Annotated in this window: 22 protein-coding genes; 10 read left to right on the top strand and 12 right to left on the bottom strand. The window is 67.1% G+C overall.

The window, feature by feature from the left end; genetic code table 11:
- Window positions 1–11: 11 nt before the first annotated feature.
- Both PT015_RS03430 and PT015_RS03425 read right to left on the bottom strand, forming a co-directional pair.
- Window positions 12–1,196, bottom strand: a complete 1,185-nt coding sequence (locus tag PT015_RS03430; protein WP_285188817.1) for a CaiB/BaiF CoA transferase family protein — start codon at window positions 1,194–1,196, stop codon at window positions 12–14.
- Window positions 1,196–2,545 carry an LLM class flavin-dependent oxidoreductase gene (locus tag PT015_RS03425; protein WP_285188815.1) on the bottom strand — a complete coding sequence of 450 codons (1,350 nt, stop codon included), beginning with the start codon at window positions 2,543–2,545 and terminating at the stop codon, window positions 1,196–1,198. Before PT015_RS03425 ends, PT015_RS03430 begins: the two co-directional genes overlap by 1 nt.
- Before the next feature lie 233 nt (window positions 2,546–2,778).
- Between PT015_RS03425 and PT015_RS03420 the strand changes: the two genes are divergently transcribed.
- Both PT015_RS03420 and PT015_RS03415 read left to right on the top strand, forming a co-directional pair.
- Window positions 2,779–3,381: a hypothetical protein gene (locus tag PT015_RS03420; protein WP_285188813.1), complete on the top strand. Its 603-nt coding sequence runs from the start codon at window positions 2,779–2,781 to the stop codon at window positions 3,379–3,381.
- Between the two features lie 43 nt (window positions 3,382–3,424).
- Complete coding sequence (locus PT015_RS03415) at window positions 3,425–3,958, top strand: hypothetical protein (RefSeq protein WP_285188812.1); 534 nt, start codon at window positions 3,425–3,427, stop codon at window positions 3,956–3,958.
- 21 nt (window positions 3,959–3,979) lie between these two features.
- Here PT015_RS03415 and PT015_RS03410 read toward each other — a convergent pair whose 3' ends face one another.
- Both PT015_RS03410 and PT015_RS03405 read right to left on the bottom strand, forming a co-directional pair.
- On the bottom strand, window positions 3,980–5,314 hold the full coding sequence (locus tag PT015_RS03410; RefSeq protein WP_390887923.1) for a replication-associated recombination protein A: 1,335 nt from the start codon (window positions 5,312–5,314) through the stop codon (window positions 3,980–3,982).
- 96 nt (window positions 5,315–5,410) lie between these two features.
- The gene (locus tag PT015_RS03405; RefSeq protein WP_285188809.1) at window positions 5,411–5,719 is read right to left on the bottom strand and encodes a DUF732 domain-containing protein; all 309 of its coding nucleotides are present in this window, start codon (window positions 5,717–5,719) and stop codon (window positions 5,411–5,413) included.
- A 183-nt stretch (window positions 5,720–5,902) separates the two neighbouring features.
- Between PT015_RS03405 and PT015_RS03400 the strand changes: the two genes are divergently transcribed.
- The gene (locus tag PT015_RS03400) at window positions 5,903–6,916 is read left to right on the top strand and encodes a DUF2189 domain-containing protein (RefSeq protein ID WP_285188808.1); all 1,014 of its coding nucleotides are present in this window, start codon (window positions 5,903–5,905) and stop codon (window positions 6,914–6,916) included.
- A 3-nt stretch (window positions 6,917–6,919) separates the two neighbouring features.
- Here PT015_RS03400 and PT015_RS03395 read toward each other — a convergent pair whose 3' ends face one another.
- Entirely contained in the window at window positions 6,920–7,756 is an 837-nt protein-coding gene (locus tag PT015_RS03395; RefSeq protein ID WP_285188807.1) for a DUF3097 domain-containing protein, read from the bottom strand.
- A 66-nt stretch (window positions 7,757–7,822) separates the two neighbouring features.
- Complete coding sequence (locus PT015_RS03390) at window positions 7,823–8,212, bottom strand: NINE protein (protein WP_285188806.1); 390 nt, start codon at window positions 8,210–8,212, stop codon at window positions 7,823–7,825.
- Window positions 8,213–8,317: 105 nt separating this feature from the next.
- On the opposite strand from PT015_RS03390, the gene PT015_RS03385 reads away from it, so the two are divergent.
- Window positions 8,318–11,656, top strand: a complete 3,339-nt coding sequence (locus PT015_RS03385; protein WP_285188805.1) for a transglutaminase family protein — start codon at window positions 8,318–8,320, stop codon at window positions 11,654–11,656.
- A 14-nt stretch (window positions 11,657–11,670) separates the two neighbouring features.
- Window positions 11,671–14,328 carry a circularly permuted type 2 ATP-grasp protein gene (locus PT015_RS03380; protein WP_285190903.1) on the top strand — a complete coding sequence of 886 codons (2,658 nt, stop codon included), beginning with the start codon at window positions 11,671–11,673 and terminating at the stop codon, window positions 14,326–14,328.
- Between the two features lie 3 nt (window positions 14,329–14,331).
- Here PT015_RS03380 and PT015_RS03375 read toward each other — a convergent pair whose 3' ends face one another.
- Complete coding sequence (locus tag PT015_RS03375; protein ID WP_285190902.1) at window positions 14,332–15,387, bottom strand: zinc-binding metallopeptidase family protein; 1,056 nt, start codon at window positions 15,385–15,387, stop codon at window positions 14,332–14,334.
- Complete coding sequence (locus PT015_RS03370) at window positions 15,380–16,324, bottom strand: transglutaminase family protein (RefSeq protein WP_285188804.1); 945 nt, start codon at window positions 16,322–16,324, stop codon at window positions 15,380–15,382. Before PT015_RS03370 ends, PT015_RS03375 begins: the two co-directional genes overlap by 8 nt.
- Before the next feature lie 86 nt (window positions 16,325–16,410).
- Between PT015_RS03370 and PT015_RS03365 the strand changes: the two genes are divergently transcribed.
- Both PT015_RS03365 and PT015_RS03360 read left to right on the top strand, forming a co-directional pair.
- Window positions 16,411–16,800: an MmcQ/YjbR family DNA-binding protein gene (locus PT015_RS03365; RefSeq protein WP_285188803.1), complete on the top strand. Its 390-nt coding sequence runs from the start codon at window positions 16,411–16,413 to the stop codon at window positions 16,798–16,800.
- Window positions 16,801–17,115: 315 nt separating this feature from the next.
- Window positions 17,116–17,472: a transglycosylase family protein gene (locus PT015_RS03360; protein ID WP_313825878.1), complete on the top strand. Its 357-nt coding sequence runs from the start codon at window positions 17,116–17,118 to the stop codon at window positions 17,470–17,472.
- 99 nt (window positions 17,473–17,571) lie between these two features.
- Here the strand turns inward: PT015_RS03360 and PT015_RS03355 are convergent, their stop codons facing one another.
- Window positions 17,572–18,009 carry a nitroreductase family deazaflavin-dependent oxidoreductase gene (locus tag PT015_RS03355; protein WP_285188802.1) on the bottom strand — a complete coding sequence of 146 codons (438 nt, stop codon included), beginning with the start codon at window positions 18,007–18,009 and terminating at the stop codon, window positions 17,572–17,574.
- Window positions 18,010–18,059: 50 nt separating this feature from the next.
- Window positions 18,060–19,844 carry an aspartate--tRNA ligase gene (aspS, locus tag PT015_RS03350; protein WP_285188800.1) on the bottom strand — a complete coding sequence of 595 codons (1,785 nt, stop codon included), beginning with the start codon at window positions 19,842–19,844 and terminating at the stop codon, window positions 18,060–18,062.
- A gap of 65 nt (window positions 19,845–19,909) precedes the next feature.
- On the opposite strand from aspS, the gene PT015_RS03345 reads away from it, so the two are divergent.
- On the top strand, window positions 19,910–20,791 hold the full coding sequence (locus PT015_RS03345; RefSeq protein ID WP_285188798.1) for an oxidoreductase: 882 nt from the start codon (window positions 19,910–19,912) through the stop codon (window positions 20,789–20,791).
- Between the two features lie 23 nt (window positions 20,792–20,814).
- Here the strand turns inward: PT015_RS03345 and PT015_RS03340 are convergent, their stop codons facing one another.
- Window positions 20,815–22,353, bottom strand: coding sequence for a carboxylesterase/lipase family protein (locus PT015_RS03340; RefSeq protein ID WP_390887922.1), 1,539 nt, complete (start codon window positions 22,351–22,353; stop codon window positions 20,815–20,817).
- Window positions 22,354–22,372: 19 nt separating this feature from the next.
- On the opposite strand from PT015_RS03340, the gene ypfJ reads away from it, so the two are divergent.
- Window positions 22,373–23,257 (top strand): KPN_02809 family neutral zinc metallopeptidase, encoded by an 885-nt coding sequence (gene ypfJ, locus PT015_RS03335; RefSeq protein ID WP_285188795.1) that lies wholly within the window; start codon window positions 22,373–22,375, stop codon window positions 23,255–23,257.
- 1 nt (window position 23,258) lies between these two features.
- Here ypfJ and PT015_RS03330 read toward each other — a convergent pair whose 3' ends face one another.
- Window positions 23,259–24,269: an Rv2578c family radical SAM protein gene (locus PT015_RS03330; RefSeq protein WP_285188792.1), complete on the bottom strand. Its 1,011-nt coding sequence runs from the start codon at window positions 24,267–24,269 to the stop codon at window positions 23,259–23,261.
- Window positions 24,270–24,395: 126 nt separating this feature from the next.
- On the opposite strand from PT015_RS03330, the gene PT015_RS03325 reads away from it, so the two are divergent.
- Window positions 24,396–25,418: a hypothetical protein gene (locus PT015_RS03325; protein WP_285188790.1), complete on the top strand. Its 1,023-nt coding sequence runs from the start codon at window positions 24,396–24,398 to the stop codon at window positions 25,416–25,418.
- Window positions 25,419–25,555: the final 137 nt, after the last annotated feature.

Raw genomic sequence — 25,555 nt, 5'->3', positions numbered from 1 at the left:
CTGAATTCCTTTCACAGCACGCCGCGGGCGCGCAGGTCGTCAATGTCGTTGGCGCTCAGGCCCAGTAGCTCGCCGTACACCTCGACGTTGTTCGCACCGATCCGCGGGCCGAGATGGCCGACCCGACCGGTCGCGCCGGAGAACCGCGGCACCGGGGCCTGCACCGTCATCGCACCGAGTTCGTCATCGGCGACCTTGACGAAAACCTCCCGGTGCGTGAGCTGCTCGTCGGCGACCAGCTGAGTGATGTCGTATACCGGCGCGGCGGCAACTTCGGCGGCGTCGAGCACGGCCATCGCCTCGTCGAGGGTCTTGGTGGCCACCCAGTCGGCGACCACCTGGTCGACCTCGCGGGCCCGCGCGAGACGACGCTGCGGGTCGGAGAAGTCGGCGTCGTCGACCAGGTCGGCGCGCCCGATCGCACGAAACACCCTCAGCGCCAACGCCGGTGAGCTGCCCGACATTGCCAGCCATTTGCCGTCGGAGGTCTGGTAGGTGTTGCGCGGCGCAGAGATGTCCCAGCGGTTGCCCGCCCTGGTCGGTACCAGCCCGAGTTGGTCGTAGCCGAGAAGTGTCTGCTCGAGCAGTCGAGCCAGCGGGTCGATCAGGTTGATGTCGATCAGTTGGCCCGATGCGCCGTGCACGTCGCGGTGATACAGCGCCATCATCACCGCGTACGCGGCGTTCAGCGACGCCACCCCGTCGGCAAGCATGAACGGCGGCAACGTCGGCGGGCCGCCCTCCGCACCGGTGATGTTGGCGAACCCACTCATCGCCTCACCGAGCGTGCCGAAGCCCGGCCGTTCACTTTTCGGCCCGGACAGCCCGTAGCCGGTGATGTGCAGCATCACGATCTTGTCGTTGACCGCCCGCAGCGCCTCGTAGTCCACACCCCACTTGCGCAGGGTCGCCGGCCGGGTGTTGACGATCACCACGTCGGCGTGTGCGGCCAACCGGCGCAGCAGCGCCTGACCCTCCGGAACCCGTAGGTTGAGGGTTATCGAACTCTTGTTGCGCGACAACGACTTCCACATCAGGCCGACACCGTCGACCTGATTGCCCCAGGTGCGGATGGGGTCGCCGCCGTCCGGTTGCTCGACCTTGATGACCTCGGCGCCGAATTCGCCGAGGTAGGTGGCGGCCAGGGGCGCGGCGGCGAGCGTCGCGACGTCGAGAACCCGGATCCCCTCGAGCATCATGCGTAGGCGGGCGCGCCGACCGGCCGTGGCAGTCCGAGATGGTCGCGCAGCGTCGACCCTTCATAGGAATCGCGGAACAACCCGCGGCGCTGCAGTTCCGGCACCACCATGCGCACCACGTCTTCGAATGCACCCGGCAGATGCGTTGCGGCCAAGACGAATCCGTCGCAGGCTCCGCCGTGGAACCACTCCTCCATCTGGTCGGCGACCTGCTTGCCGGTGCCGACGAAGCGCGGGCCCTGCAACAGGGTCGCGCGGTGGCCGGCCAGGTCACGCAGGGTGATCGTGTCGCCGATATGGGCGCGCAGGTTCTGCACCAGACCGCGGATTCCGGACACGTTCGCGATCAGCTCGTCGGTGATCGGGTCGTCGAGGTCGTGCTGGGCGAAGTCGTAGTTCATCAACTCCGACAGCAGGGTCAGCGAGGCCATCGGGTGCACCAGCTCATTGAGGAACACCTGTTCGCGTTCCTTGGCGTGATCCTCGGTCTCACCGACCACTGCATAAGCCATCGGACAGAGCTTAACCGACTCCGGGTCGCGACCCGCGGCGCCGATGCGCGCCTTCTGGTCGGCGTAGTGATCACGGGCAACCTCGATGCCCGGGTCGCCGGTGAAGATCAAATCAGCCCAGCGCGAAGCGAATTCACGTCCGCGGCCCGACGAGCCGGCCTGGATCAGCACCGGGCGGCCCTGTGGCGTACGCGGCACGGTGAGTGGCCCGCGAACGGAGAAGTACTCGCCGTTGTGGTGTAGCTCGTGCACCTTGTCCGGGTCGGCGTAGATGCCGTTGACCCGGTCGTGCAGGATCGCGTCGTCCTCCCAGGTCTCCCACAATCCGACGGTGGCCTCGAGGAATTCCTCGGCGCGGTCGTAGCGGGCGTCGTGGCCCAAATGCGTTTCCAGGCCGAAGTTTTGCGCCTCGCTGTCGTTGACCGACGTGACGATGTTCCAGGCCGCGCGGCCGCGAGAGAGGTGGTCGAGGGTGGCGAAGGTCCGGGCGATGTGGAACGGCGTGTAGTAGGTAGTCGACCCGGTCGCGCCCAGCCCGATGTGCGAGGTGGCCTGCGCGAGCACGCCCAACACAATGGACAGGTCCAGCTTGACCGGCCGCGCGCCGTACTTGACGGCGTCGGCGACCGAGCCGCCGTAGATGCCGGGCATGGCCAGCCGGTCGTCGAAGAACATCAGGTCGAAGCAGCCCTCTTCGAGGGTCCGGCCGATCTTGGCGTAGTACGAGGCGTCGAGGTAGCCGTGTTCGGTTGCCGGGTGCCGCCAGGAGCCTGCGTACACCGACGTGCTGCCAGCTTGCATGAAGGCGACGAGCGCCATCTTTCGGGAAGTCATCATTGATGTCTAACATCTGATATATCAGATTTCAAGCCCACCGACCCGAGTTGCCTGATGTCGACGCATGGCTTCCAATAACGGTGACGACGTTCGGCGTGCCGGCAACTCAGCCGCCAACATGCCTCGCCATGCGTGAAGTCTCGGCGATGCTTACGACAGGCGAGCCTGCGGCGAGACCCGAAAAATAGCGTTCTAGCCCCGGCTGCGTGTGCCCTATCGTCGTATCCGATATGAATCTGACTACGGCAGAGCGCTTTCGGCTTAGCTGGCGGCCAAGGCTGATCCTCGCAATTGTCGCTGCTGTCTCGATGTTGAGTGGACCGGTCCTCGCCGCACCCGTGGCGTCGGCGATGTCGTGCGAGCAGGCGCTGGCAAACGCCAATGACTGGAAGGCGCGGGTGGATCAGCATAATGCCAACCCGCCCAACGCATCTGACGTGGCTGCGGTCAACGCCTACAACGCTGAAGCCGAGGCGCAGAACGCCGAGAAGGCGACGATCATCGCCAATCTGAAGTCATGTCAGAAGGGACCGCCCGAAATCCGCCCGGTCACGGTGCGAGACCCGGTGACCGGTGAGGATCTTCCGGGCGTGCCACCCGGCGCACCGGGGACGCGGGCAAAAAGCGGCAAGGGATGGAATTACCCGATCCAGGGCGCGCCAGGCCTGGACCCACGCGTGGAGACCATTCGGGTCATGGAGCCGGTTACCGGCGGCCCCTATCCGCAACCCACCGGCTATGCGAGCTACCAAAATATTTCGGGCCAGGCCGTGAATCCCCATACCGGGCAGACTGTTAAGCCGAGCGACCCGTATTGGCACATCCCGTTGTGACGTCAGATCTCGCGATCGTCATGGCCGCTGAAAGGATTGGGACGTGGGTTCCTACTCGATCGACCAGCTCTACCACTTCACGCCCGACGTCGCATCGCGACAGACGGACCAAGCGAATCCGCTGATCGAATCGGATTCCTTGAACGAGGCCGAGCTGGTCGACATCCGCCTGTCTGCCCAGCGAGGTCGCGTCGGCCTGCTGCTAGACCTGCGCGGCGCGCTCGGTTTTCCCGAGTACAACACAGCTCTGGCCGTTCTCACCGGCGTGGCCAGTGTCGACTGGTCGGACGACGGCGGCCGTCAACTCGGCTCGACCGATTGGAAAGCCCGATGGGGAGACTGGGAGCCACGATTCAGCGACGGCGCCTACACATTGCGGACCGCCGGCGGTACCCACGCTGCCACGATCGTCGCGGCCCGAGCCGAGCTGTATCTGGGCAACGTCGACGCACTCGGCGATGGCCCTATTCCGGACTTCACGACCGACTCGGTGGCCGACATCATCGCCGGTTTCCCACAATGGTCGTCAACAATGCTGGTGGCTGAGCATCACCAGTACCCCGGAAGGCCGGACTGAGTAAGCGGAATCGCCTGCTGGTCAACGGCGTTCGCGGCGGATGATCGCCCGTAGCTTCTCCAGTCGCGTTCCAATGTCGCGCTCGGCGCCCCGTCCGGTCGGGCGATAATAGTCGACACCGACCAGCTCGTCGGGCGGATACTGTTGTGGCACAACCCCATCGGGGTCGTCATGGGAGTACTTGTAGCCTTGGGCGTTGCCCAGGGTCGCCGCACCCGAATAATGCCCGTCGCGCAGGTGCGGTGGCACCAGGCCCGCCTTACCCGCACTGATGTCCCCCATCGCCGCCCCAATAGCCGACGTAACGGCGTTCGACTTCGGCGCCGTCGCGAGATAGATGGTGGCATGCGCCAGCGTCAGCTTGGCTTCGGGCATCCCGATCAGCGCGACCGTCTGCGCCGCGGCAACCGCGGTCTGCAACGCCAGCGGATCGGCCATGCCGATGTCCTCACTGGCCAGGATCATCAGCCGGCGCGCGACGAAGCGCGGATCTTCGCCGGCGACCAGCATGCGGGCCAGGTAATGCAGGGCGGCGTCCACGTCGCTGCCTCGTACGGATTTGATGAACGCACTGATCACGTCGTAGTGCTGATCGCCATCGCGGTCGTAGCGAACCGCGGCCTTGTCCAGCGACTGTTCGATGACGTCGACGGTGACGTGCTCCCCCGCCTCGGCCGCGACCTCCAACGCGGTCAGCGCCCGCCGGGCGTCCCCCGCCGCCAGCCGAACCAGTAGATCGACGGCCTCGGGCGTCACCTGCACCCGACCGCCGAGCCCGCGCGGATCGTCGATCGCGCGCTGGACAACCACGCGCACCGCATCGGAGGTCAACGGATGCAGCTGCAGGATCAGCGATCGCGACAACAGCGGCGCCACAACGGAAAACGACGGATTCTCAGTGGTCGCCGCGACCAACAGCACGACCCGATTCTCGACGGCGGCGAGCAACGCGTCCTGCTGGGTCTTGGAGAACCGGTGCACCTCGTCGATGAACAGGACCGTCTGTTCGCCGTGCGCGGCCGCGCGCCGCGCGGTGTCGATGACGGCGCGGACCTCCTTGACGCCGGCCGACAGCGCAGACAGTGCCTCGAAGCGGCGCCCAGTGGCCTGGGACACCAGCGATGCCAAGGTCGTCTTCCCACTGCCGGGCGGGCCGTAGAGGATGGCCGATGCCATCCCCGAGCCCTCGACGAGCCGTCGCAAGGGCGATCCGGGTTGCAGCAGGTGATCTTGGCCCACGACCTCTTCGAGACTGGCGGGCCGCATTCGCACCGCGAGTGGCGCACCCGCCGAACCGCCGAGTGTCGGCCCGCCGAGATCGTCCCCGTCGGGCACGTCGAACAGACTCTCTGGCACGTTTCCAGGCATACCACGCCGGCGGCACGGGGCGGGGCGGGTCCGGACAGCCGCGACCGGTCGCCAAACCCGAGCCGACGCGCGGCCCCTAATCGATCAGTTACCGACCTTCAACGCCACGGGAGGGCACAACGCGGTTGTCGCAGCGGTGACGAAATCGGCTACCTCGCCGGGGTTCCAGTCAGGGTGGTTGGTGCGAACCTGATTGGAGGCAGCGTCCGGTTGCGACTCCTCGGCGCATACCTGCTGTGCTTCGGTCTTGGCCGCGCTGTCCGTGATCGGCACCGCCGTGACATGCAGAATGCCGAGGAAGTCCTGATCGTCGTTGGGGTCCGCAGTTGCGGCGGGGGTCCCGGCCACCAGTGCCGCGGTGGCGGCACATGCAAGGCTCAGCAAGATCTTCATCGCGCCAGTATTTCACCGAAGTTCCGGCCGGCCCGACACATTCTGACCAGCTGGATGTTTGCGCGAAGCACCAGCATGGATCCTGATTGACGGGGTATGGCGGTCGCGCCCGCGGGAGCGAATACTTGCTAAGTTCTCGACAGCGCACGCCTGATAACTTCCGACGACAAGGCAGGAGCGGCAATGAGCCAACCTCCGGAGCACCCTGGCAATCCCAGCGAGCCGTACGGAGGTAACCCCAACCCGGGTGCCTATCCGCCGCCTCCGGGCTACGGACCGCCTCCTGGGCCGCCGCCCGGGTACGGACCACCGCCGGGATACGGACCGCCGCCCGGATATGGCGCTCCCCCACCACCTCCCGGCTACGGTCCGCCGCCGCAACAGGGTTACGGTCCGCCGCCGGGTTATCCGCCGCCGCCGCCCGGGTACGGACCGCCGCCGGGGTACTCCGGTGTGCCGGGTTACGGTCCGACGCCGGGGTCCGGGTTCAACATCGGCGACGCGTTCAGCTGGGCCTGGGCGAACTTCGCAAAAAACATCGGCCCGATGCTGCTCGCCTCGGTGGTGTACTTCGCGGTCATCGCGATCTTCGACGTCCTGATCTTCGCGGTGGCGGGTGGCGCCACCGCCGAGGGCCCCGCCGTCGGCAGTGATTTCGGCGGGTCGTTCGCGGTCGGCTTGGGACCCGTTGGCTCGCTGGTCTTTTCCATCGTGTCGGTCGTCGTGTTCGTCTTCGTGCAGGCCGCGTTCCTGTCCGGCGGACTCGACCTGGCCGACGGCCGGCCGGTCAACGTCGCGTCATTTCTCAAGCCCCGCAACTTCGGCAACGTGGTGCTGGCCGGCGCACTGATCGGCGCGATCGATGCCGCGCTGAACCTGATCTCGTTGGCCGGCTTGCTCGGCGCGCTGTTGTCTTTTGTGGCGCTCCTGGTGTTCGGCTTTCTCTCGGTGTTCACCATCGCATTCGCCCTCGATCGGGCGCTGCCGCCGATCGACGCGCTCAAGGCCAGTATCGACACCGTCCGCGCGCACATCGGCGAAACGCTGCTGTCGTTGGTGGTACAGGGTCTGGTGTACGTGGTCGGCATACTCGCTTGCGGCGTAGGACTTTTGGTGGCCTTCCCGGTGGCCGGCCTGATCTTGACCTACACCTATCGGCAACTGTCCGGCGGTCCGATCGCCCAACCCGCTCCGTAGCCGCTACGGCTGGGTGACGAAGTCGATCAGCTCTTCCACCCGGCCGATCAGTGCCGCATCGAGGTCGGTCCAGTCGCGAACCGTGCCGCGGATGCGGCGCCACGCGGTGGCGATGTCGGCCTGGTCGGCGTGCGGCCAGCCCAGCGCTTCGCAGATCCCGTGCTTCCATTCGGTTCCGCGCGGGATCACCGGCCACTGCGACAACCCGAGCCGCCCCGGCTTGACCGCCTGCCAGATGTCGACGAACGGGTGACCGACGACCAGCGTGTGCGCGCCGCCGGGACCGCGGTGCACGGCGTCGGCAAGCCGGGATTCCTTCGAGCCGGCCACCAGATGGTCGACGAGCACCCCGAGTCGGCGCTGCGGGCCCGGCCGGAACTTCCCGACGATGTCGACGAGATCGTCGACGCCGCCAAGGTATTCGACCACCACACCCTCGATCCGCAGGTCGTCGCCCCACACCTGCTCGACGAGTTCGGCGTCGTGCCGACCCTCCACATAGATGCGGCCGGTCCGCGCCACGCGGGCCCGCGCGCCGGTCACCGCCACCGATCCAGATGCCGTGCGGGATGCGGTCGTGGGCGCCGGGCCACGCGGCGCGGTCAGGATCACCGGCTTGCCGTCGACCAGATATCCCGGGCCGACCGGGAACGGCTTGCGCCGACCGTGCCGGTCCTCGAGTTGCATCCGGCCGTATTCGACGCCGACCACGGCGCCGACGTAGCCCGTCTGCGCGTCTTCCACGACCATGCCGAGTTCGATGGGCAGGTCGGTGGACCGGGGTTTGCGCGCGTTGTGCGGGTCTCGCGCGAGAACATCTGAACCGTAACGATCATCCACCCGAGCGATCCTAGGAACGGTCGAGGCGGATTTCGGGTTACGCCACTCCGCCGAGACGAAGCCGTGTCAATCGCGCAGCGTTCGACCCTCGGCATCGGTCACTTTGCCGGTGAGAATCAGGATCGCGTCGATCAGCGGCCAGATCCAGCCGGCAAAGCCCAACGTGAAGACGGTGATCGCGATTTGCGCGAAACCGATACCGATGTAGCCGAGGTAGAAGCGCCCGACCCCGATGCCGCCGAGGAACAACTGCAGGAGCCCGGCCACCAGCTTGCTCTTGTCCGACAACGGCCGACCGTAGGGATCAACACCGAAGTAGCCGGCACCAACGCCGTACGGCGCCGGGGGCGCGGGCGGGGCAGGGGGTAACTCGAGCCACTGCCGCCCGTCCCAATACTTCTGTCCCGGTGCCCCGCTCGGATCCGGATACCACCCTGCGGCGGGTTGTTGAGACATCGCTTCGTTCGCTCTCTGTGTGGCGGCTGTCGTGACCGTCGCGCGACGGCTTTCCCAAGCTACCTGCACTGCGCTCCGGTGGCCGGTGTGATGAGATTTTCGGTTATGACCATCAAAGTGGCGCTGGAGCACCGCACCAGCTACACCTTTGACCGGCCGGTCCGGGTGTTCCCCCACGTCGTCCGGCTGCGCCCGGCCCCGCATTCGCGCACGCCGATCGAGGCCTACTCGTTGCGCGTCGAACCGTCCGACCACTTCGTCAATTGGCAGCAGGACGCGGTCGGCAATTTCATCTATCGGCTGACCTTCCCGAATCCGACCAGCCACCTGCGGATCACCGTCGGCCTCATCGCCGACCTCAAGGTGATCAACCCGTTCGACTTCTTCATCGAAGACTGGGCCGAGACCTGGCCCGACGGCGGTTTCCGCTACCCGGAGCCGCTGGCCGACGAACTGAAGCCCTACCTGCAGCCCGTCGACGAGGACGGCACCGGCGCCGGTCCCGGCGAGCTGGCGCGGGCCTGGGCGGACGGCTTCGCGATGCCGCCGGGCACCCGCACGATCAATTACCTCGTCGAACTCAACCGGCGCATCAACGCCGACCTCGGCTACAGCGTGCGCATGGAACATGGCGTTCAGACACCGGATTTCACGCTCCGCACCAAGGTGGGTTCGTGCCGCGACTTCGCCTGGCTGCTGGTGTCGATCGCGCGGCAGATGGGTCTGGCCGCGCGATTCGTCTCCGGCTACCTCGTGCAGCTGACCTCCGACGTCAAGGCGCTCGACGGCCCGTCCGGACCGGCGGCCGACTTCACCGATCTGCACGCCTGGGCCGAGGTCTTCATCCCCGGAGCAGGCTGGATTGGACTAGACCCCACATCGGGGCTGTTCGCCGGCGAGGGCCACATCCCGCTGGCCGCCACACCGAGCCCGGCCAGCGCGGCGCCGATCACCGGCGGTGTCGAGCCATGCGAGTCGACGCTGGAATTCACCAACACCGTCACCCGTATTCACGAGGACCCACGCGTCACACTCCCCTACAGCGACCAGGCGTGGGCGACCATCCAGGACGTAGCCCGCGGCGTCGATGACCGGTTGGCGGCCGGTGACGTCCGGCTGACGATGGGCGGCGAGCCCACCTTCGTCTCCGTCGACAACCAGGTCGACGACGAGTGGACCACCGACGCCGACGGTCCGCACAAGCGCCGGCTCGCCTCGGAACTGACCGCCCGGCTCAAGGCGCAGTGGGCGCCACACGGGCTGGTGCACCGCGGGCAGGGCCGGTGGTATCCCGGTGAACCGTTGCCCCGCTGGCAGATTGGGCTGCACTGGCGCACCGACGGTGAACCGCTGTGGCCCGACGAGACCTTGCTTGCCGACCCCTGGGCTCCCGCGTCGACCGATCCGCCGGCGAACTCCTCGACGGCGCGGGACCTGCTGACCGCCGTCGCCGGCGAACTGGGCCTGCCCGAATCCCAAGTGCGACCGGCATACGAAGACCCGCTGTCCCAGCTGTCCGCAAAAACGCGGTTACCCCAGGGCGATCCGGTGCCATCAGGTGACGACCTGGACCCGGAGAGCGGCCGCGATACGCCGGCCGAGCGGGCCGAACTGGTCACCCGACTCGACGAGTCCACCGCCACGCCAACAGCATTCGTACTTCCGCTGCATTGGCGGGAGGACGACCTGGGCTGGGCCAGCGCCAACTGGCGGCTGCGCCGCGGACGCGTGGTACTGGTCGCGGGCGACTCGCCGGCTGGTCTGCGATTGCCGCTGGACTCGATCAGCTGGAAGCCGCCACGTCCATCGTTCGCCAGCGACCCGACAACCGTCGACGACCAATTGACGGCCACGGACGGCACTGCTGTGGTGGACGACGACGAAGACGCCCCGACGACCGCGATGGTGGCCGAGGCACGCGACGGCTTGCTGTACGTCTTCCTGCCGCCTGCCGAAGCCCTCGATCACTTCGTCGATCTGATCGGCCGGGTGCACGCCGCCGCGGCCACGCTCGGCCAACGGGTGGTCATCGAAGGCTATGCCCCGCCGGCAGACCCGCGACTGACCTCCACGACGATCACGCCCGACCCCGGCGTGATCGAGGTCAACGTCGCACCGACTGCCAGCTTCGCCGAACAGACCCGCCAGCTCGAAACCCTGTACGAGCAGGCGCGTTTGGCTCGTCTTTCCACGGAGTCGTTCGACGTCGACGGCAGCCACGGCGGTACCGGCGGTGGCAATCACATCACCCTGGGCGGCGTCACGCCGAAGAACTCGCCGCTGCTGCGTCGGCCCGACCTGTTGGTATCGCTGCTGACCTACTGGCAACGACACCCATCGTTGTCCTATCTGTTCGCCGGCCGGTTTGTCGGCACCACCTCGCAGGCGCCACGGGTGGACGAGGGCCGCAGCGAGGCGCTGTACGAACTCGAGATCGCGTTCGCCGAAATCGACCGGCTCACTTCGGCTTCCGGTGACCACGCGCCTCGGCCGTGGATCATCGACCGCGCTCTGCGGCATCTGCTCACCGACATCACCGGCAACACCCACCGCGCCGAATTCTGCATCGACAAGTTGTACAACCCGTACAGCCTCCGTGGTCGACTCGGCCTGCTAGAGCTGCGCGGCTTCGAGATGCCGCCGCATCTGCGGATGGCGATGGTGCAGTCGCTGCTGGTGCGATCGCTGGTGTCCTGGTTCTGGGACGAACCGCTGCGGGCACCGCTGATCCGGCATGGTGAGAACCTGCATGGTCGATACCTGTTGCCGCACTTCCTAATTCACGACATTGCCGACGTCGCCGCGGACTTGCGGGCGCAGGGCATCGCGTTCGAGACGAGCTGGCTGGACCCGTTCACCGAATTCCGGTTCCCGCGCATCGGTACGGCGGTGTTCGACGGTGTCGAGATCGAGTTGCGCGGCGCGATCGAGCCGTGGAACACCCTCGGCGAGGAGTCGACGGCCACCGGCACCGCCCGCTACGTCGACTCGTCAGTAGAGCGCCTGCAGGTCCGCATCATCGGCGCCGACCGACACCGGTATCTGGTGACCTGCAACGGCTATCCGGTTCCGCTGCTGGCCACCGACAACCCCGACGTGCATGTCGGTGGCGTGCGTTTCCGGGCCTGGCAGCCGCCCAGCGCGCTGCACCCGAGCATCACCGTCGACGGGCCGCTGCAGTTCGAACTGATCGACCTGACCACCTCGACGTCCCGCGGTGGCTGCACATACCACGTCGCCCACCCGGGCGGTCGTGCGTACGACGAACCGCCCGTCAACGCCGTCGAAGCCGAGTCGCGGCGTGCCCGTCGATTCGAGGCCACCGGGTTCACCCCGGGCAAGTTGAATCTCTCCGAGATCAAGGAGATGCAGGCGCGAATTGCCACCGACATCGGCGCGCCGGGCATCCTCGATCTGCGGCGCGTGCGTACCGTCCTGAGGTAATGGCTTCGGCAGACATGGCATTGCACCCCGACGACTCGGCGACCGCTTTCCGAGATCGACCCGATGTCGACCGGCTGCTGGCCGGGTACCGGGCCGCGCGTGCGCAGGAGACGCTGTTCGACCCGCGTCCGCCCGGCATGCAGGGGCCGGTGATCGGCTACGACGAATTCCTCGACGAGACCGGCAACGTGCGCCCGGCATGGGCCGATCTCGCCGACGCGGTCGGTGACCGCGGCCGGGCGGGCGTGAGCCGCCTGCGCTCGGCGGTGCGGCAACTCGTGGACAACGACGACATCACCTACACCGTCGTCGATCCCGACAAGGGGACCGTCGACGGCGGACCCGGTGAGCCGCGGCCGTGGCGACTGGATCCGCTGCCACTCGTCGTGTCAGCACCCGACTGGGAGGTCCTGGAGACCGGGCTGGTGCAACGGTCGCGGGTGCTGAACGCCGTCCTGGCCGACCTGTACGGCAACAGGCGCTCGCTCACCGACGGCGTCCTGCCGCCGGAACTGCTGTTCGCTCATCCCGGTTACGTCCGCGCCGCCAACGGAATCGAGGTGCCGGGACACCACCAGCTCTTCATGCACGCCTGCGACGTCAGCCGACTCGCGGACGGCGCTTTTCAGGTCAACGCCGACTGGACTCAGGCTCCCTCCGGCGCCGGTTACGCGCTGGCCGACCGTCGGGTGCTGGCGCAGGCGCTGCCCGATCTCTACGAGAAGGTCGGGCCGCGGCCGACCACGCCGTTCGCGCAGGCGCTGCGGCTTGCCCTGATCGACGCGGCACCCGACGGCGTCCAGGATCCGGTGGTGGTCGTCCTCAGCCCGGGTATCTACTCCGAGACGTCGTTCGATCAGGCGTATCTCGCGACGCTGCTGGGCTTTCCGTTGGTCGAGAGCGCCGATCTGGTGGTGCGTGACGGCAAGCTGTGGATGCGATCTCTGGGCACGCTCAAACGTGTCGACGTGGTGTTCCGGCGCGTCGACGCCACCTATACCGATCCCCTCGATCTGCGCGCGGACTCGCGACTCGGTGTCGCCGGCCTGGTGGAGGCGCAGCGCCGCGGCACAGTGACGGTGGTCAACACCGTCGGCAGCGGCATACTGGAAAGCGCTGGGCTGCAACGGTTCCTGCCGCAGCTGGCAACACGATTGCTGGGCGAGTCCCCGCTGCTTGCCAGCGCGCCCAGCTACTGGGGCGGCATCGACAGCGAACTCTCCCATCTACTGGCCAACCTCTCGTCGCTGTTGATCCGGCCCACCATCGGCGGCCAGACACTGGTCGGCCCGACCCTGTCGTCGGAGCGGCTGGCCGACCTGGCCGCCGCCATCACCGCGATGCCCTGGCAGTGGGTCGGCCAGGAGTTGCCGCAGTTCTCGTCGGCACCGACCAGTTACGCCAATGAATTGTCGGCAGGCGGCGTGGGAATGCGACTGTTCACCGTGGCCCAGCGCGGCGGCTACGCGCCGATGCTCGGTGGGCTCGGCTATGTGCTGAGCCAGGGCCCGTCCGCCTACACGCTGAAAATGCTTGCGGCGAAGGATGTCTGGGTTCAGCCCACCGACCGGTCACGAGCCGAGACGGTCACCCTGCCGGCCCCGGAGACCCCGTCGAAGGCGGGCGCGGGAACACTGGGCGTCAGCTCGCCGCGCGTGCTGTCCGACCTGTTCTGGATGGGACGCTACGGCGAGCGCGCCGAGAACATGGCGCGGCTGCTGATCGCCGCCCGCCGTCGCTACTACGAGTTCCGGCATCGTCAGGAGATCTCCGAAAGTCAGTGCGTGCCAGTCCTGATGGCCGCGCTGGGCCGCATCACCGGAACCGACCCCGGACCGGACGACCAGGCCGAAACGATCGCGATCGCCCCATCAACGCTGTGGTCACTGACCATGGACCGCGACCGGCCGGGCTCGCTGGTGCACTCGGTCGACCGACTGGCGCTGGCCGCCAGGGCGGTCCGCGACCAATTGTCCAGCGACACATGGGCGGTGCTGGCCGGCGTCGAGCGCGCCCTGGCCCACGACGCCGAACCGCCAGACTCACTGGCCGAGGGCGATGCCGTGCTGGAGACGGCCCAATCGCAGACCCTGATCGGCATGCTGACGCTGGCCGGCGTCGCCTCGGAGTCGATGGTCCAGGACGTCGGCTGGACGATGATGGACATCGGCAAGCGCATCGAACGAGCACTGGGCCTCACCGCTTTGTTGAACGCCACTCTGACCACCGTGCTGGCCCCGGCCGCTGAGCGCACCGTCATCGAATCAGCGCTCATCGCAATGGAATCCGCGGTGATCTACCGCCGCCGAACCGCGGGCCAGGTCAGTGTCGCCGCCCTCGCCGAACTGATGCTGTTCGATACGACCAACCCGCGCTCGCTGATCTATCAGCTCGAGCGGGTGCGCGTCGACCTCGGCGACCTGCCCGGCGCGTCGGGATCGTCGCGGCCGCAACGGATGGTCGCCGAGATCAGCACGCTACTGCGACGCTCGCATCCCGCCGAACTGGAATCGGTCTCCGCCGATGGGCGCCGCGAGCGCCTCAGCGAACTGCTCACCGCGATCCACGCCGCGTTGCGCGACCTGGCCGAGCTCATCACCGCGACACAGTTGGCGCTGCCGGGCGGCACGCAACCGCTGTGGGGCGGTGACGAGCGGCGGACGATGCCGTGACTCTCAGGCGCTGACCGGGTCACGCCTTCCCGAGACCGCGGTGATCTCGTCGATCACGTTGTGAATGAACTTCATCTTCTCCAGCACCGCGATCGGTAACACGAACGGATACAGGTCGTCGTGACCCATCGAGCGGTTGACCATGTTCAGCGACCACGACACCGGCAACCACATGTCGATAATGGTCATGAACGCGCTCGGACCCAGCACCGGCCGGTCGAAAGTCGCTGTCGCCGGGGCGAAGCCCGACCACGCCGCGGTGTCAAGGGTGTCGCGGATGTGCAGGTAGTGCGCGAACGTCTCGGCCCAGTCCTCGGCCGGATGCATGGTCGCGTACGACGAGACGTAGGTGGCTTCCCACCCCGCGGGGGCACCCTCGTTGTAGTGCCGGTCCAGCGCCGCCTGGTAATCAGCGTCTGGGTCACCGAACAGCTCGTTGAACCGCGCCAGGTAGTCAGCGGAAGGAGCGATCAGCCGGTAGTAGTAGTAATGGCCGACCTCATGGCGAAAGTGCCCGAGCAGGGTCCGGTACGGCTCGTCCATCTCGACCCTCAACTGCTCGCGATGCACATCGTTACCCTCGGCCAAATCCAGTGTGATGACGCCGTTTTGATGTCCGGTCATCACCTTCTCGTGTGCGCTGGACAGCAGCCGGTAGGCCAGCCCGTAGTCGGCATCTTGGTCGCGGCCGATGATCGGCAGCTTCAACTCCTGCAACTCGGCGACCAGCCTGCGCTTGGCCGCCTCGGCCCGGGCGAACTCGACCAGGCCCGCGCTGTCCGTGTCGTTGGGCCGCTCGATGGTGAGCACGCACGACGGGCACAACCACGTCGGCGTCCGGATCGGGACGAGCCAATTGCACTTCGCGAGATGACGATTGGCGCATAACTCGTACTCGCTGGCGCTCACGAAGCCCGCACGATCGGCGTCGTCACCGGTGGTGATCACCAGCAACGCCATCTCGTCGAGCGAGAATCCCAGCGCGCTGCCACAGGCCAGGCAGGCGGAGTTCTCGAAGGTCAGGCGCTGCCCGCAGTTGGGGCAGTGGAAGTCACGCATAAAGCTCGTCACCTTCGTACGGTGCAACGTCGACCGCGACGTCTATGACGCTGGTCTTGGAATTGGTGTAGATGATGCCGCGCAACGGCGGCACGTCGGCGTAATCGCGACCCCGCCCGACGATCACGTAACGCTCGTCGACCATCTGGTCGTTGGTGGGATCCAGCCCCAGCCACTCGAATTGGCCGGGCGGCTGCGGCGTCCAGACCGCGGCCCAGGCGTGGGTCGCGTCGATTCCGATCATGCGTTCCTTCCCTGGCGGGGGGTTGGTGGCCAAGTAGCCGGACACGTAGCTGGCAGCCAAACCGTTGGCGCGCAGACAGGCGATTGCGAGCCGCGCGAAGTCCTGACATACCCCCTCGCGCGCCTTCAGAACCTCGTTGACTCCGGTGGATACCGTTGTCGAGCCGGAGCGATAGGTGAAATCGGTGTAGATGCGTGTCGTGAGGTCGCGCAGCACCTCACCGAGTGGTCGTCCCGGCGCAAAGCTCGGTGCGGCGTATTCGCGGACACTGTCGGTGATCTCGGGTGGATTGAGGTCGAGTGCGAACTCGGTCGCCAGCGCGCCGCGAACGCCGACGGGGCGGGCCTGCTCCCACGGCGCCAGCGCCGGTCCACCGCCCCAGCGTTCCGGCGGCGACGGGTAGACCTCCACGACCGACTCGCTAGTGACGGTCAGCGTCTGGTGCGGCTCGGTGACATGGAAATACGAACTGATGTTGCCGAAGGTGTCCGGGCTCGTCGAGCTGTCCGCGGGCGTCGGCGAGATCTGCAGCTCATGGAACAAGCAGCGCTGCCGCAGCAGGTCGCGTGGGGTGAGGAAGCCGCGGCCGTAGGAACTGGTCACCACATCGGAGTAGCTGTATTCGGTGCGATGGGTGATCCGGTACCGCGCCCCGACACCCGGCGAGTCGCCGGCCGGGCTCAACGACGTCACGCTGCAACACTAGTGACGCCCACCGCCGCTCGCAGCGGCGCAGCCTGATCCGCCCCCTGGCAGCCGTGTCGGGAGCACAATGGGTCATGGCCACCTGGGACGACGTCGCCGGGGTCGTCGGCGAGTTGCAACTCACCGAGGAGCGCTCCCCGCACGAATGGCGGGTCGGCAAGAAGCTGATCGCGTGGGAACGCCCGCTGCGCGCTTCGGATCGGGAGGCCCTGTCCGCGCGTGGTGTCGAGGCGCCGGATGGCGACATCCTCGGTGTGCGGGTGGCCGACGAGGGCGTCAAGTTCGCGTTGATCGCCGACGAACCCGCGGTGTACTTCACAACGCCGCACTTCGACGGCTATCCGGCGGTGTTGGTCCGGTTGGCGACGATCGACCGGCGCGGCCTGCGGGAGCTGATCGTGGACGCCTGGCTCACGCAAGCGCCAAAACGCCTGGTCCAGGAGTTTTTGGGGCAAGCCCGATAGCCCTCGTGGTGGCACCTTCTGTCACTTGAGTAACAGAAGCATCACACGTCACTCTAATTTACTCCATCACGGCAAGATAACTTGTTACTCATATAACTCAGTAGTTATAAAGTGCACCAATATGCTCACTGATTGACACCAATTCCCAATAGCAACACAAATAGCGTTATTAAACTTTAATCTCATTAATTACTAAAGCCCCACTCATTGACTCCTTTAACGCCTGCTTGTTAGACCTGTTAAATGAGTCATTTAGGTGGGCTTCTGAGCACGATGTGCAAGCACCTGGTGATAGCCGCACTGGTCGTCCTGGGTATGACGCTGCTGGTCAATCCGACCACCGGCGTGGCCTACGCGGACGGGATGAACTGGGACGCCGTCGCGCAGTGCGAATCGGGTGGCAACTGGCACGCCAATACCGGCAACGGCTTCTACGGCGGTCTGCAATTCAAGCCGTCTACCTGGGCCGCGAACGGTGGCATCGGCGATCCGGCGATGGCCTCGCGCGAGCAACAGATCGCGGTGGCCAATCGCGTGCTGGCCACGCAGGGGCCCGGCGCGTGGCCCAAGTGCGGCGGCAACGGTCAGCTGTTCCCGATCCAGATCGTGAACATCTTCCTGCACCCGGTGCGGGGCACGCTGCAGACGATCATGTCGTTGGTTCCGCACTAGGTCACCGCCGGCGGCGTGACCGGCCTGTGATCGGTGCCGTGATAGCCCCGTGACCGTGTGTTTCGAGGGGTCGGTTGACGGGCTAACTATCCGGTGGGGCTAACCGGTCGGTTGCAGCTCGAAGAGTGGGATGACCCGGGATGTCTTCGCCTGGTACTCGGCGAACCCGGAGGCAACGGCTGTGATCTTCGGAAACAGCTCGTCTCGCTCGGCGGCCGGCAACTCGCGGGCGACGACGTCGCTGGTTTCGGCTCCGACCTCGATGCGGGCCGACGGGTTGGCGCGCAGGTTGTGTACCCACGCGGGGTCGACGTCGGCGCCGGCGAACGAGCCGATGACGACCAGCTTTCCGTCGATGCGGAAGTACGCCAGGGGTGACACCCGCGGCTGACCGGACTTGGCGCCCGTCGTGGTCAGCAGCAGCAGGTTGGCGCCCTCGAACTGGCCGCCGACCTTGCCGTCGTTGGCGCGGAACTCGTCGGCGATGCTCTGGTTGAACGTCTTGATCGACTCGTTGTCAGGAAATCCCTCAGGCATTTGCGCCGCTCCTCCTCATCGCTTCGCTTGCATCGTCGCGGCGCGCAGAATCACTGCCCTGGTTGCGGTTTCGCGGCCTCGGGTTTGGCGTCGATGCCCGATTCCTTGCGCTGCTGAGCGGTGATCGGCGCCGGAGCGTCGGTCAGCGGGTCGACGCCGCCGCCGGACTTCGGGAACGCGATCACCTCGCGGATGGAGTCCAGCCCGGCGAGCAGCGCGACGATGCGGTCCCAGCCGAGCGCGAGCCCACCGTGCGGCGGTGCGCCGAAAGCGAACGCGTCCAACAGGAATCCGAACTTCTCCTGAGCCTCGGCGGCGCCGATGCCCATCATCGCGAAGACGCGCTCCTGGACATCGCGGCGGTGAATACGAATCGAGCCCCCGCCGATCTCGTTGCCGTTGCAGACGATGTCGTAGGCGTCGGCCAGCGCGCGACCGGGGTCGGTGTCGAAGGTCGCCTCCGACTCGGCCTTGGGCGAGGTGAAGGCGTGGTGCACCGCGGTCCACGCGCCGCTGCCCACCGCGACGTCGCCCGCGGCGGTGGCGTCGTCGGCCGGTTCGAACAGCGGAAAGTCGACGACCCAGGTGAAGGCCCAGGTGGTCGGGTCGATCAGGTCGAGACGCTTGGCGATCTCGATGCGCGTGGCACCGAGAAGGGCGCGCGCCTGCTTCGCCGGACCCGCCGCGAAGAAGATGCAGTCGCCGGGTTGCGCGCCGACGTGCGCGGTCAGGCCGTCGCGTTCGGCATCGGAGAGATTCTTGGCGACCGGCCCGCCCAGCGTGCCGTCCTCACCGACCAGGACATAGGCCAGGCCCTTGTGGCCGCGTTGCTTCGCGAACTCCTGCCAGCCATCCAGGGTGCGACGCGGCTGCGACGCACCGCCGGACATCACCACGGCCCCGACATAGGGCGCCTGGAACACGCGAAATGTGGTGTCGGAGAACAGCTCCGTGCACTCGACGAGCTCGACTCCGAACCGCAGGTCCGGCTTGTCCGAGCCGAAGCGGCGCAGCGCCTCGTCATAGCTGATGCGTGGCAGCGGCGTCGGCACGTCGTAGCCGATCAGCTTCCAGATCGCGGTCAGGAGTTCCTCAGTTAGCGCGATGACGTCGTCCTGATCGACGAAGCTCATCTCCAGGTCGAGCTGGGTGAATTCCGGCTGACGGTCCGCGCGGAAGTCCTCGTCCCGGTAACAGCGGGCGATTTGGTAGTACCTCTCCATGCCGGCCACCATCAGCAGCTGCTTGAACAGCTGCGGGCTCTGTGGCAGGGCGTAGAACGTGCCGGGCCGCAGGCGGGCGGGTATCAGGAAGTCACGCGCGCCCTCGGGCGTCGACCGCGTCATCGTCGGCGTCTCGATCTCGACGAAGTCGTGCCGGTCCAGCACCGCGCGGGCAGCGGCATTCACCTTCGAGCGCAACCGAATTGCGTTACCCGGACCCTCGCGGCGTAGATCCAGGTAGCGGTACTTCAGGCGGGCTTCCTCGCCGGCCGTCTCGTCGAGCTGGAACGGCAGCGGCGCGCTCTCGTTGAGCACCGTCAGGGTGGTCGCGTTGACCTCGATCTCGCCGGTCGCGATGTCGGTGTTGGCGTTGCCCTCTGGGCGGATTTCGACCACGCCTTCGACGGCGACACAGAACTCGGCGCGCAGCCGGTGGGCCTGCTCGAGCACATCGTCGGCACGGAACACCACCTGCGAGACCCCGGTGGCGTCGCGCAGGTCGATGAAGATCACCCCGCCGTGGTCGCGCCGGCGCGCGACCCAACCGGCCAGGGTCACCCGTTGACCGGCGTCGGTGGCCCGCAATGAACCAGCGGCGTGACTGCGCAGCACAAATACTCCTCGCGAACGGTGGGAACGACAGCCCAGTCTAGAGGCGGGTAATTTCGGGGACTGCTATGGATATTGCAGTGGTCGGCCCCGGCGCTGTTGGCACGACGGTCGCCGCCTACCTGTCCGCCGCCGGGCACGCGGTGCAGGTATGCGGCCGGACCCCGCGATCGCGGATCGAGGTGCGACCCGACGGGGCCGAGCCGATCACGGTGCCGGGCCCGGTCTGCACCGATCCGGCCGACATCACCGGCCCGGCCGGCGTCGTGCTGCTGGCGGTCAAGGCGACGCAGAATCCGGCGGCAGGACGGTGGCTCGGGCCGTTGTGCGACGAGAACACGATCGTCGTGGTGCTGCAGAACGGCGTCGAGCAGGTCGAGCAGGTGCAGCCGCTCTGCGCGATGGCGGCCGTCATTCCCGGCATCGTCTGGTTCTCGGCCGAAACGCAGCCCGACGGCTGGGTCCGGCTGCGCACCGCCGCGCGGCTGACGCTGCCGACCGGGACGGCCGCGACCACCTTCGCCGACCTGTGGCGGGCCGCCGGCGGTGAGGCCGACTGCGATCCCGACTTCGTCACCGCCGCGTGGCGCAAGCTGTTGGTGAACGCCGTCGCCGGGCTGATGGTGCTGACCGGCCGGCGAGCCGGGATGTTTCGTCGCAACGACCTGGCCGACTTCGCCACCCGCTACGCGCGCGAGTGCCTTGCCGTCGCACGCGCCGAGGGTGCGCAACTGGGCGACGACGTCGCGGACGGGACGGTCGAGATGTTCCAGCAGGCGCCGACCGACATGGGCACCTCGATGCTCGCCGACCGCGAGGCCGGCCGTCCGCAGGAATGGGACATCCGCAACGGCGTGATCGTCCGCAAGGCCCGGGTCCACGGCATCGCGACACCGATCAGCGACATCCTGGTGCCGCTGCTGGCCGCGACCAGCGACGGCCCGGGCTGATCGGCCAGAGGCCGACGGCGAGGTCAGCCGATGCCCTGCCACGCGGCGCGGCGCGGCCCGTCCGGGTCGTCGACCACGGCGTCCGCCGTCGTGCGAAAGACTCGAGTTGCCCGCCTGCCGGGGTCATACCGTGGCCAGTCGCCCGACCACAGGGGCACCTCTCCCCCGGCCGTCGCGAACTCGAGCCAGGCCCGCTGCATCCGACGCCCCACCGGGGGCGTCAGCCATGCGCCCAGCGGGTGCAACCGTCTGACCAGGTGTGAATCGTAAGTTCGCAGTATGTGGACGATTTCGCTACCGTGCACCGCGCCCAGCCCGGTCATCCGCAGGGTGGCAGGCGCGTGGTCGAAGCGGTAAGCGTAGGTCGGGGCCACTGCGCTGTGGGCGTCGGCGAACGCCCACGTGTCGGCGACGAACATCGCGTCGGCGCCGATCGTCTCCAGCGTGCGGCGGCGCGGATATCCCGGGTACGCGGCCAGCAGCCTCGCGCGCGCCTGGGGGCCATACCGGCTCAAATAGCGATCGACGGTGTCCGGCGTGGTTGGCAGCATCGGCGGCTTGTCGCGCGCGAACAGTGCCGCCTCCCGCCGGTTGCTTCCGATGATCAGCGGGATCCGGGCCGTCGCACCGGCTCTCGCCGCCTCGACCGGGTGGCGTGGCAGCAGATCAACTCCGTAGGTCAGACCATGCGCCAGGGTGGGCGACGACACCACACTGGCAAGCTGCAATTGTCCTGCGGCGCGGCGCAATTCACGCTGCGGCAGGGCCTTCACCTCAGCCGGCGTCGTCCCGAGATGATCGAGAAAGCGGGCCGCCTGCTCGGCCCTGGCGTTGCGGTCGGCCATCAACGGCAGCGCCGGGCTCTGGGCTATCGCGCGGGCAAACAGGCCCGTGGCGGCCGGGCTGGCCATCAGAGCCAAAACCGAAGTGGCACCTGCGGATTCGCTGAAAACGGTGACCCGGTCGGCGTCGCCGCCGAATGCCGCGATGTGGTCGCGGACCCAGTTCAGTGCCGCGATCTGATCACGCAGGCACAGGTTGTCGTCGAACCCGTCACCGAGGGAGCCGAGTTCGAAACCACCGAAAACCCCCACCCGGTACGTGACGTTGACGACGACGACGTTGCCGTTGGCGGACAGCCGTGAGCCGTTGTAGAGCTGAAGTTGTCCGGCGCCGTTGAGGAATGCGCCGCCGGGAATCCACACCATCACCGGCAGCGAAGCCGATGGGTCCGGCGACCAGATCGTCACCGTCAGGCAGGCCTCGTCGCGAATCTTCGGGTCGTTCCGGTCGCCTGCGACCATCGATCGGCTCTGCGGCGGGAGGGGGGCGTGCGTGACGGCCTCGCGCACACCGGTCCACGGCCGCACCGTCGCGGGCGCGGCGAATCGCCGGTCGCCGACGGGTTGTTCCGCGTATGGCACCCCGCGCCACACCGCGACACCGCCCTCCACCGTGCCGCGCAGATCGCCGAGTGCGGTACGCGCGAGGGTGAGAACTTCGGCAACCCCGGGCACGCCCGAATCGTAGTGTGCAAAGCTGATCTCGTCGGGCCAGGCCATAACCGCAACGGAGAATGCGATGACCTTCAACGAGGGTATGCAGATCGACACCAGCACGACGGCGTCATCCGGTGGCGGCGGAGGGCGCGGCATTGCGATCGGCGGCGGTTTGGGCGGGCTGTTGTTCCTCGTGGTCGCATTGCTCCTCGGTGTCGACCCCGGCAAGGTCGCAACCCAGCTGCCGCAGCCGAGCGCAAGCCAGGACGTCGCCCCCGGCTTCGACCTGAGCAAGTGCAAGACCGGAGCCGACGCCAATCAGTACGTGCAATGCCGGGTCGTCGCGACCGGTAACTCCGTCGACGCGGTGTGGAAGCAGTTGATGCGCGGCTACACCCGGCCGAGGGTCCGGCTTTTCAGCGGTCAGGTCGACACCGGTTGCGGCGCGGCCACCACGGAGGTCGGTCCGTTCTACTGCCCGGTCGACAAGACCGCCTACTTCGACACCGGATTCTTCGACGTGCTGCGCACGCAATTCGGTTCCAGCGGTGGGCCGTTGGCGCAGGAGTATGTGGTGGCCCACGAGTTCGGGCACCACGTCCAGGATCTACAGGGTTCACTCGGTCGCGCCCAGCAGGGCGCCCAGGGCGCCGGCGGCAACGGCGTGCGTACCGAGTTGCAGGCCGATTGCTACGCCGGGGTGTGGGCGCACTACGCATCCACCACGAAGCAGGAGAGCACCGGCGTTCCCTTCCTCGAGCCGTTGAGCGACAATGACATTCGCGACGCATTGTCCGCGGCGTCATCGGTCGGCGACGACCGCATCCAGAAGGCGTCGACGGGCCGCGTCAACCCGGAGTCGTGGACGCACGGCTCCTCGGAGCAACGCCAGCACTGGTTCACCGTCGGCTACCAAAGCGGTGACCCCAACCAGTGCGACACCTACCACGCGCCCGACCTGAATTAGGTCAGAACAGCGTCGGCTGGACCGCCGCGGCAGCCGGCCGCGGCGGCGCCGGTTCGGTCCGACGCTGATCGCGGGCCAGCCCGTACCTGGCGATCAGCGGCGCCGCCCTGGCCCGCAACTCCTCGCGGTACGCCGGGGGCAGATACGCTCCGCGCCCGTACAATTCGCGATAGCGCCGCACCAGGTGCGGGTACGACTGTGCCAGCCATGACATGAACCAGCCGCGCGTCGATCCCCGTAGATGCAGGCCGAACACCGTGACACCAGTGGCCCCGGCCGCTGCGATCTCGCGCAGTAGGTAGTCGAGGTGCTCGGTCGAGTCCGTCAGATGCGGCAGCACCGGTGCGACCATCACGTGGCAGTCCAGACCGGCCGCGCGGATCGCGGCGATGAGGCCCAGTCGCGCCTGCGGCGTCGGCGTGCCCGGTTCGACTCGACGGTGCATCTCCGGGTCGCCGACGGCCAGCGACACCGAGACACCGACCGGCACCTGCTCGGCGGCCGTGGCGATCAGCGGCAGATCCCGGTGCAGCAACGTCCCTTTGGTCAGGATCGACAGCGGAGTGCCCGACTCGGCGAGGGCGCCGATGATGCCCGGCATCAATGCGTAGCGGCCCTCGGCGCGTTGGTAGGGATCGGTGTTGGTGCCCAGTGCGACCGTCTCGCGAGACCATGACCGGCGGCCGAGTTCACGGCGCAGCACATCGACGATGTTGGTCTTCACGATCACCTGAGTGTCAAAGTCGTTGCCGCAGTCCAAGTCCAGATACTCGTGCGTGGGCCGAGCGAAGCAGTAGCGACAGGCGTGCGAACAGCCGCGGTATCCGTTGACGGTGTACTGGAACGGCAACGCGGTGGCGTGCGGGACCTTGTTCAACGCCGACTTGCACAGCACCTCGTGAAAGGTGATGCCGTCGAACTGCGGCGTCCGCACACTGCGAACGAATCCGATGCGCTCCAACCCGGGTAGCGCGCCGTCGTCGACACGCACGTTCTGGTCGTCCCATCGCATACCATATTCGAACGCATGTTCGACGATACGTCAACCCTGTTAGCGTCCTGAGAAAGGATGCGTTCGCGGTCGCGCCGGATGCCAAAACCACTGCGGTAACGGGCTTGTCATTTAAGCTAATCCACCGTGACGTCTAATACTGACGGCCCAAAAGACAACAAAAATCTGAAATGGGCCATGGGTGGGGTGGCCGCGGTTGCCGTGTTGGCAACGATCGTCGCGGCCGTATTGCTATTCGGGGACGGGGGTTCCGGAGGACCGAAAGACGGGTCCGATAACGGGCCGGGCCAGGAGACCGCCGCCGTCGCCAGCGCGAAAGACACCGGGCCGGTGGCAGTGATTACCGACGACCCGAGTTGCACGGCGTGGGCATCGATCAACAACGAACTCGCGAACAGCGGACAGGGGCTGTGGAACGACCGCGACCGCTCCGTGCCGGCGTCGGCGTGGAACCCGAAGCAGCGTGCGCAGTTCATCGCTGCCGCGCAGTCGATGCGCAGCGCGGCCGCACAGGCAGTGGGTCTGGTCAAGTTGACGCCGCACCGCGTGATGCGCGAGCTTTATCAACAGTTCATCGCCTACGCGCGCGCGTACGCGGAACGGATCCCGAAATACACACCGGCAGACAACAATCTGGCCGGCGCGGCGAACAGCGCATCGTCCGCACTTGGGGCGATATGCGCGGCCATCGCCGACGGTCCGGCCGCCGCACGGGGACCGTTGGTGACACCGTCGGCGCCGCCATCCGACATCGCCCCGGTGGGCAATCTCGCCAGCCCGGCCCCATTTCTAACCTCGGACAACAATGTGTGCCCGGAGTGGAAGTCGGCGCTCGACGCATTCGGTCAGCAGACCGCGGAGTGGCAGCAGATGGATCCCAACGTTCCGTCGATCTACTGGAACAAGGAGCAGAAGGCCGTCAACTACGCGGTCGGTCCCGTGATGAATTCATTCGCCGGCAAGCTGGAATCACTTGGCAAGCAGAGCGATAACGCCATCTGGCAGGACCTGGCCGATCTCTCGGCTCAGTACCGCCGCGCTTTCGTCACCGCGCTGCCGACCTACACCCCGACGGATAACCACCTTGCGAATGCGGCCAATTTCGCGTCGACCACGATCCTCGGTGGTTGTGCAGCGGTGGCGGAGTAGCCGCTCCACGACTCAGCACCGTCGAAGGCGTCGACTCTGTTCTCGAACGCCAACTGAGAGCAGCCTGAAAAGTACGCGAAATGCGCGACCTAATTCCCGGGCAACCGGATCCCCGATCCGAGGTTTGGAGGTCCGAT

This window comes from Candidatus Mycobacterium wuenschmannii (assembly GCF_030252325.1).
GTDB lineage: Bacteria > Actinomycetota > Actinomycetes > Mycobacteriales > Mycobacteriaceae > Mycobacterium > Mycobacterium wuenschmannii.
The sequence above is the reverse complement of the archived record's forward strand: the minus strand, read 5'-3'. Positions and strand labels throughout refer to the sequence as shown.

Bases quoted from the DNA above. Each gene is read 5' to 3' on its own strand.
- PT015_RS03430 (WP_285188817.1), bottom strand. From the start codon at position 1,196: ATGCTCGAGGGGATCCGGGTTCTCGACGTCGCGACGCTCGCCGCCGCG.
- PT015_RS03425 (WP_285188815.1), bottom strand. From the start codon at position 2,545: ATGACTTCCCGAAAGATGGCGCTCGTCGCCTTCATGCAAGCTGGCAGC.
- PT015_RS03420 (WP_285188813.1), top strand. From the start codon at position 2,779: ATGAATCTGACTACGGCAGAGCGCTTTCGGCTTAGCTGGCGGCCAAGG.
- PT015_RS03405 (WP_285188809.1), bottom strand. From the start codon at position 5,719: ATGAAGATCTTGCTGAGCCTTGCATGTGCCGCCACCGCGGCACTGGTG.
- PT015_RS03400 (WP_285188808.1), top strand. From the start codon at position 5,903: ATGAGCCAACCTCCGGAGCACCCTGGCAATCCCAGCGAGCCGTACGGA.
- PT015_RS03390 (WP_285188806.1), bottom strand. From the start codon at position 8,212: ATGTCTCAACAACCCGCCGCAGGGTGGTATCCGGATCCGAGCGGGGCA.
- PT015_RS03385 (WP_285188805.1), top strand. From the start codon at position 8,318: ATGACCATCAAAGTGGCGCTGGAGCACCGCACCAGCTACACCTTTGAC.
- PT015_RS03380 (WP_285190903.1), top strand. From the start codon at position 11,671: ATGGCATTGCACCCCGACGACTCGGCGACCGCTTTCCGAGATCGACCC.
- PT015_RS03375 (WP_285190902.1), bottom strand. From the start codon at position 15,387: ATGCGTGACTTCCACTGCCCCAACTGCGGGCAGCGCCTGACCTTCGAG.
- PT015_RS03365 (WP_285188803.1), top strand. From the start codon at position 16,411: ATGGCCACCTGGGACGACGTCGCCGGGGTCGTCGGCGAGTTGCAACTC.
- PT015_RS03360 (WP_313825878.1), top strand. From the start codon at position 17,116: ATGACGCTGCTGGTCAATCCGACCACCGGCGTGGCCTACGCGGACGGG.
- PT015_RS03355 (WP_285188802.1), bottom strand. From the start codon at position 18,009: ATGCCTGAGGGATTTCCTGACAACGAGTCGATCAAGACGTTCAACCAG.
- PT015_RS03345 (WP_285188798.1), top strand. From the start codon at position 19,910: ATGGATATTGCAGTGGTCGGCCCCGGCGCTGTTGGCACGACGGTCGCC.
- PT015_RS03340 (WP_390887922.1), bottom strand. From the start codon at position 22,353: ATGGCCTGGCCCGACGAGATCAGCTTTGCACACTACGATTCGGGCGTG.
- ypfJ (WP_285188795.1), top strand. From the start codon at position 22,373: ATGACCTTCAACGAGGGTATGCAGATCGACACCAGCACGACGGCGTCA.
- PT015_RS03330 (WP_285188792.1), bottom strand. From the start codon at position 24,269: ATGCGATGGGACGACCAGAACGTGCGTGTCGACGACGGCGCGCTACCC.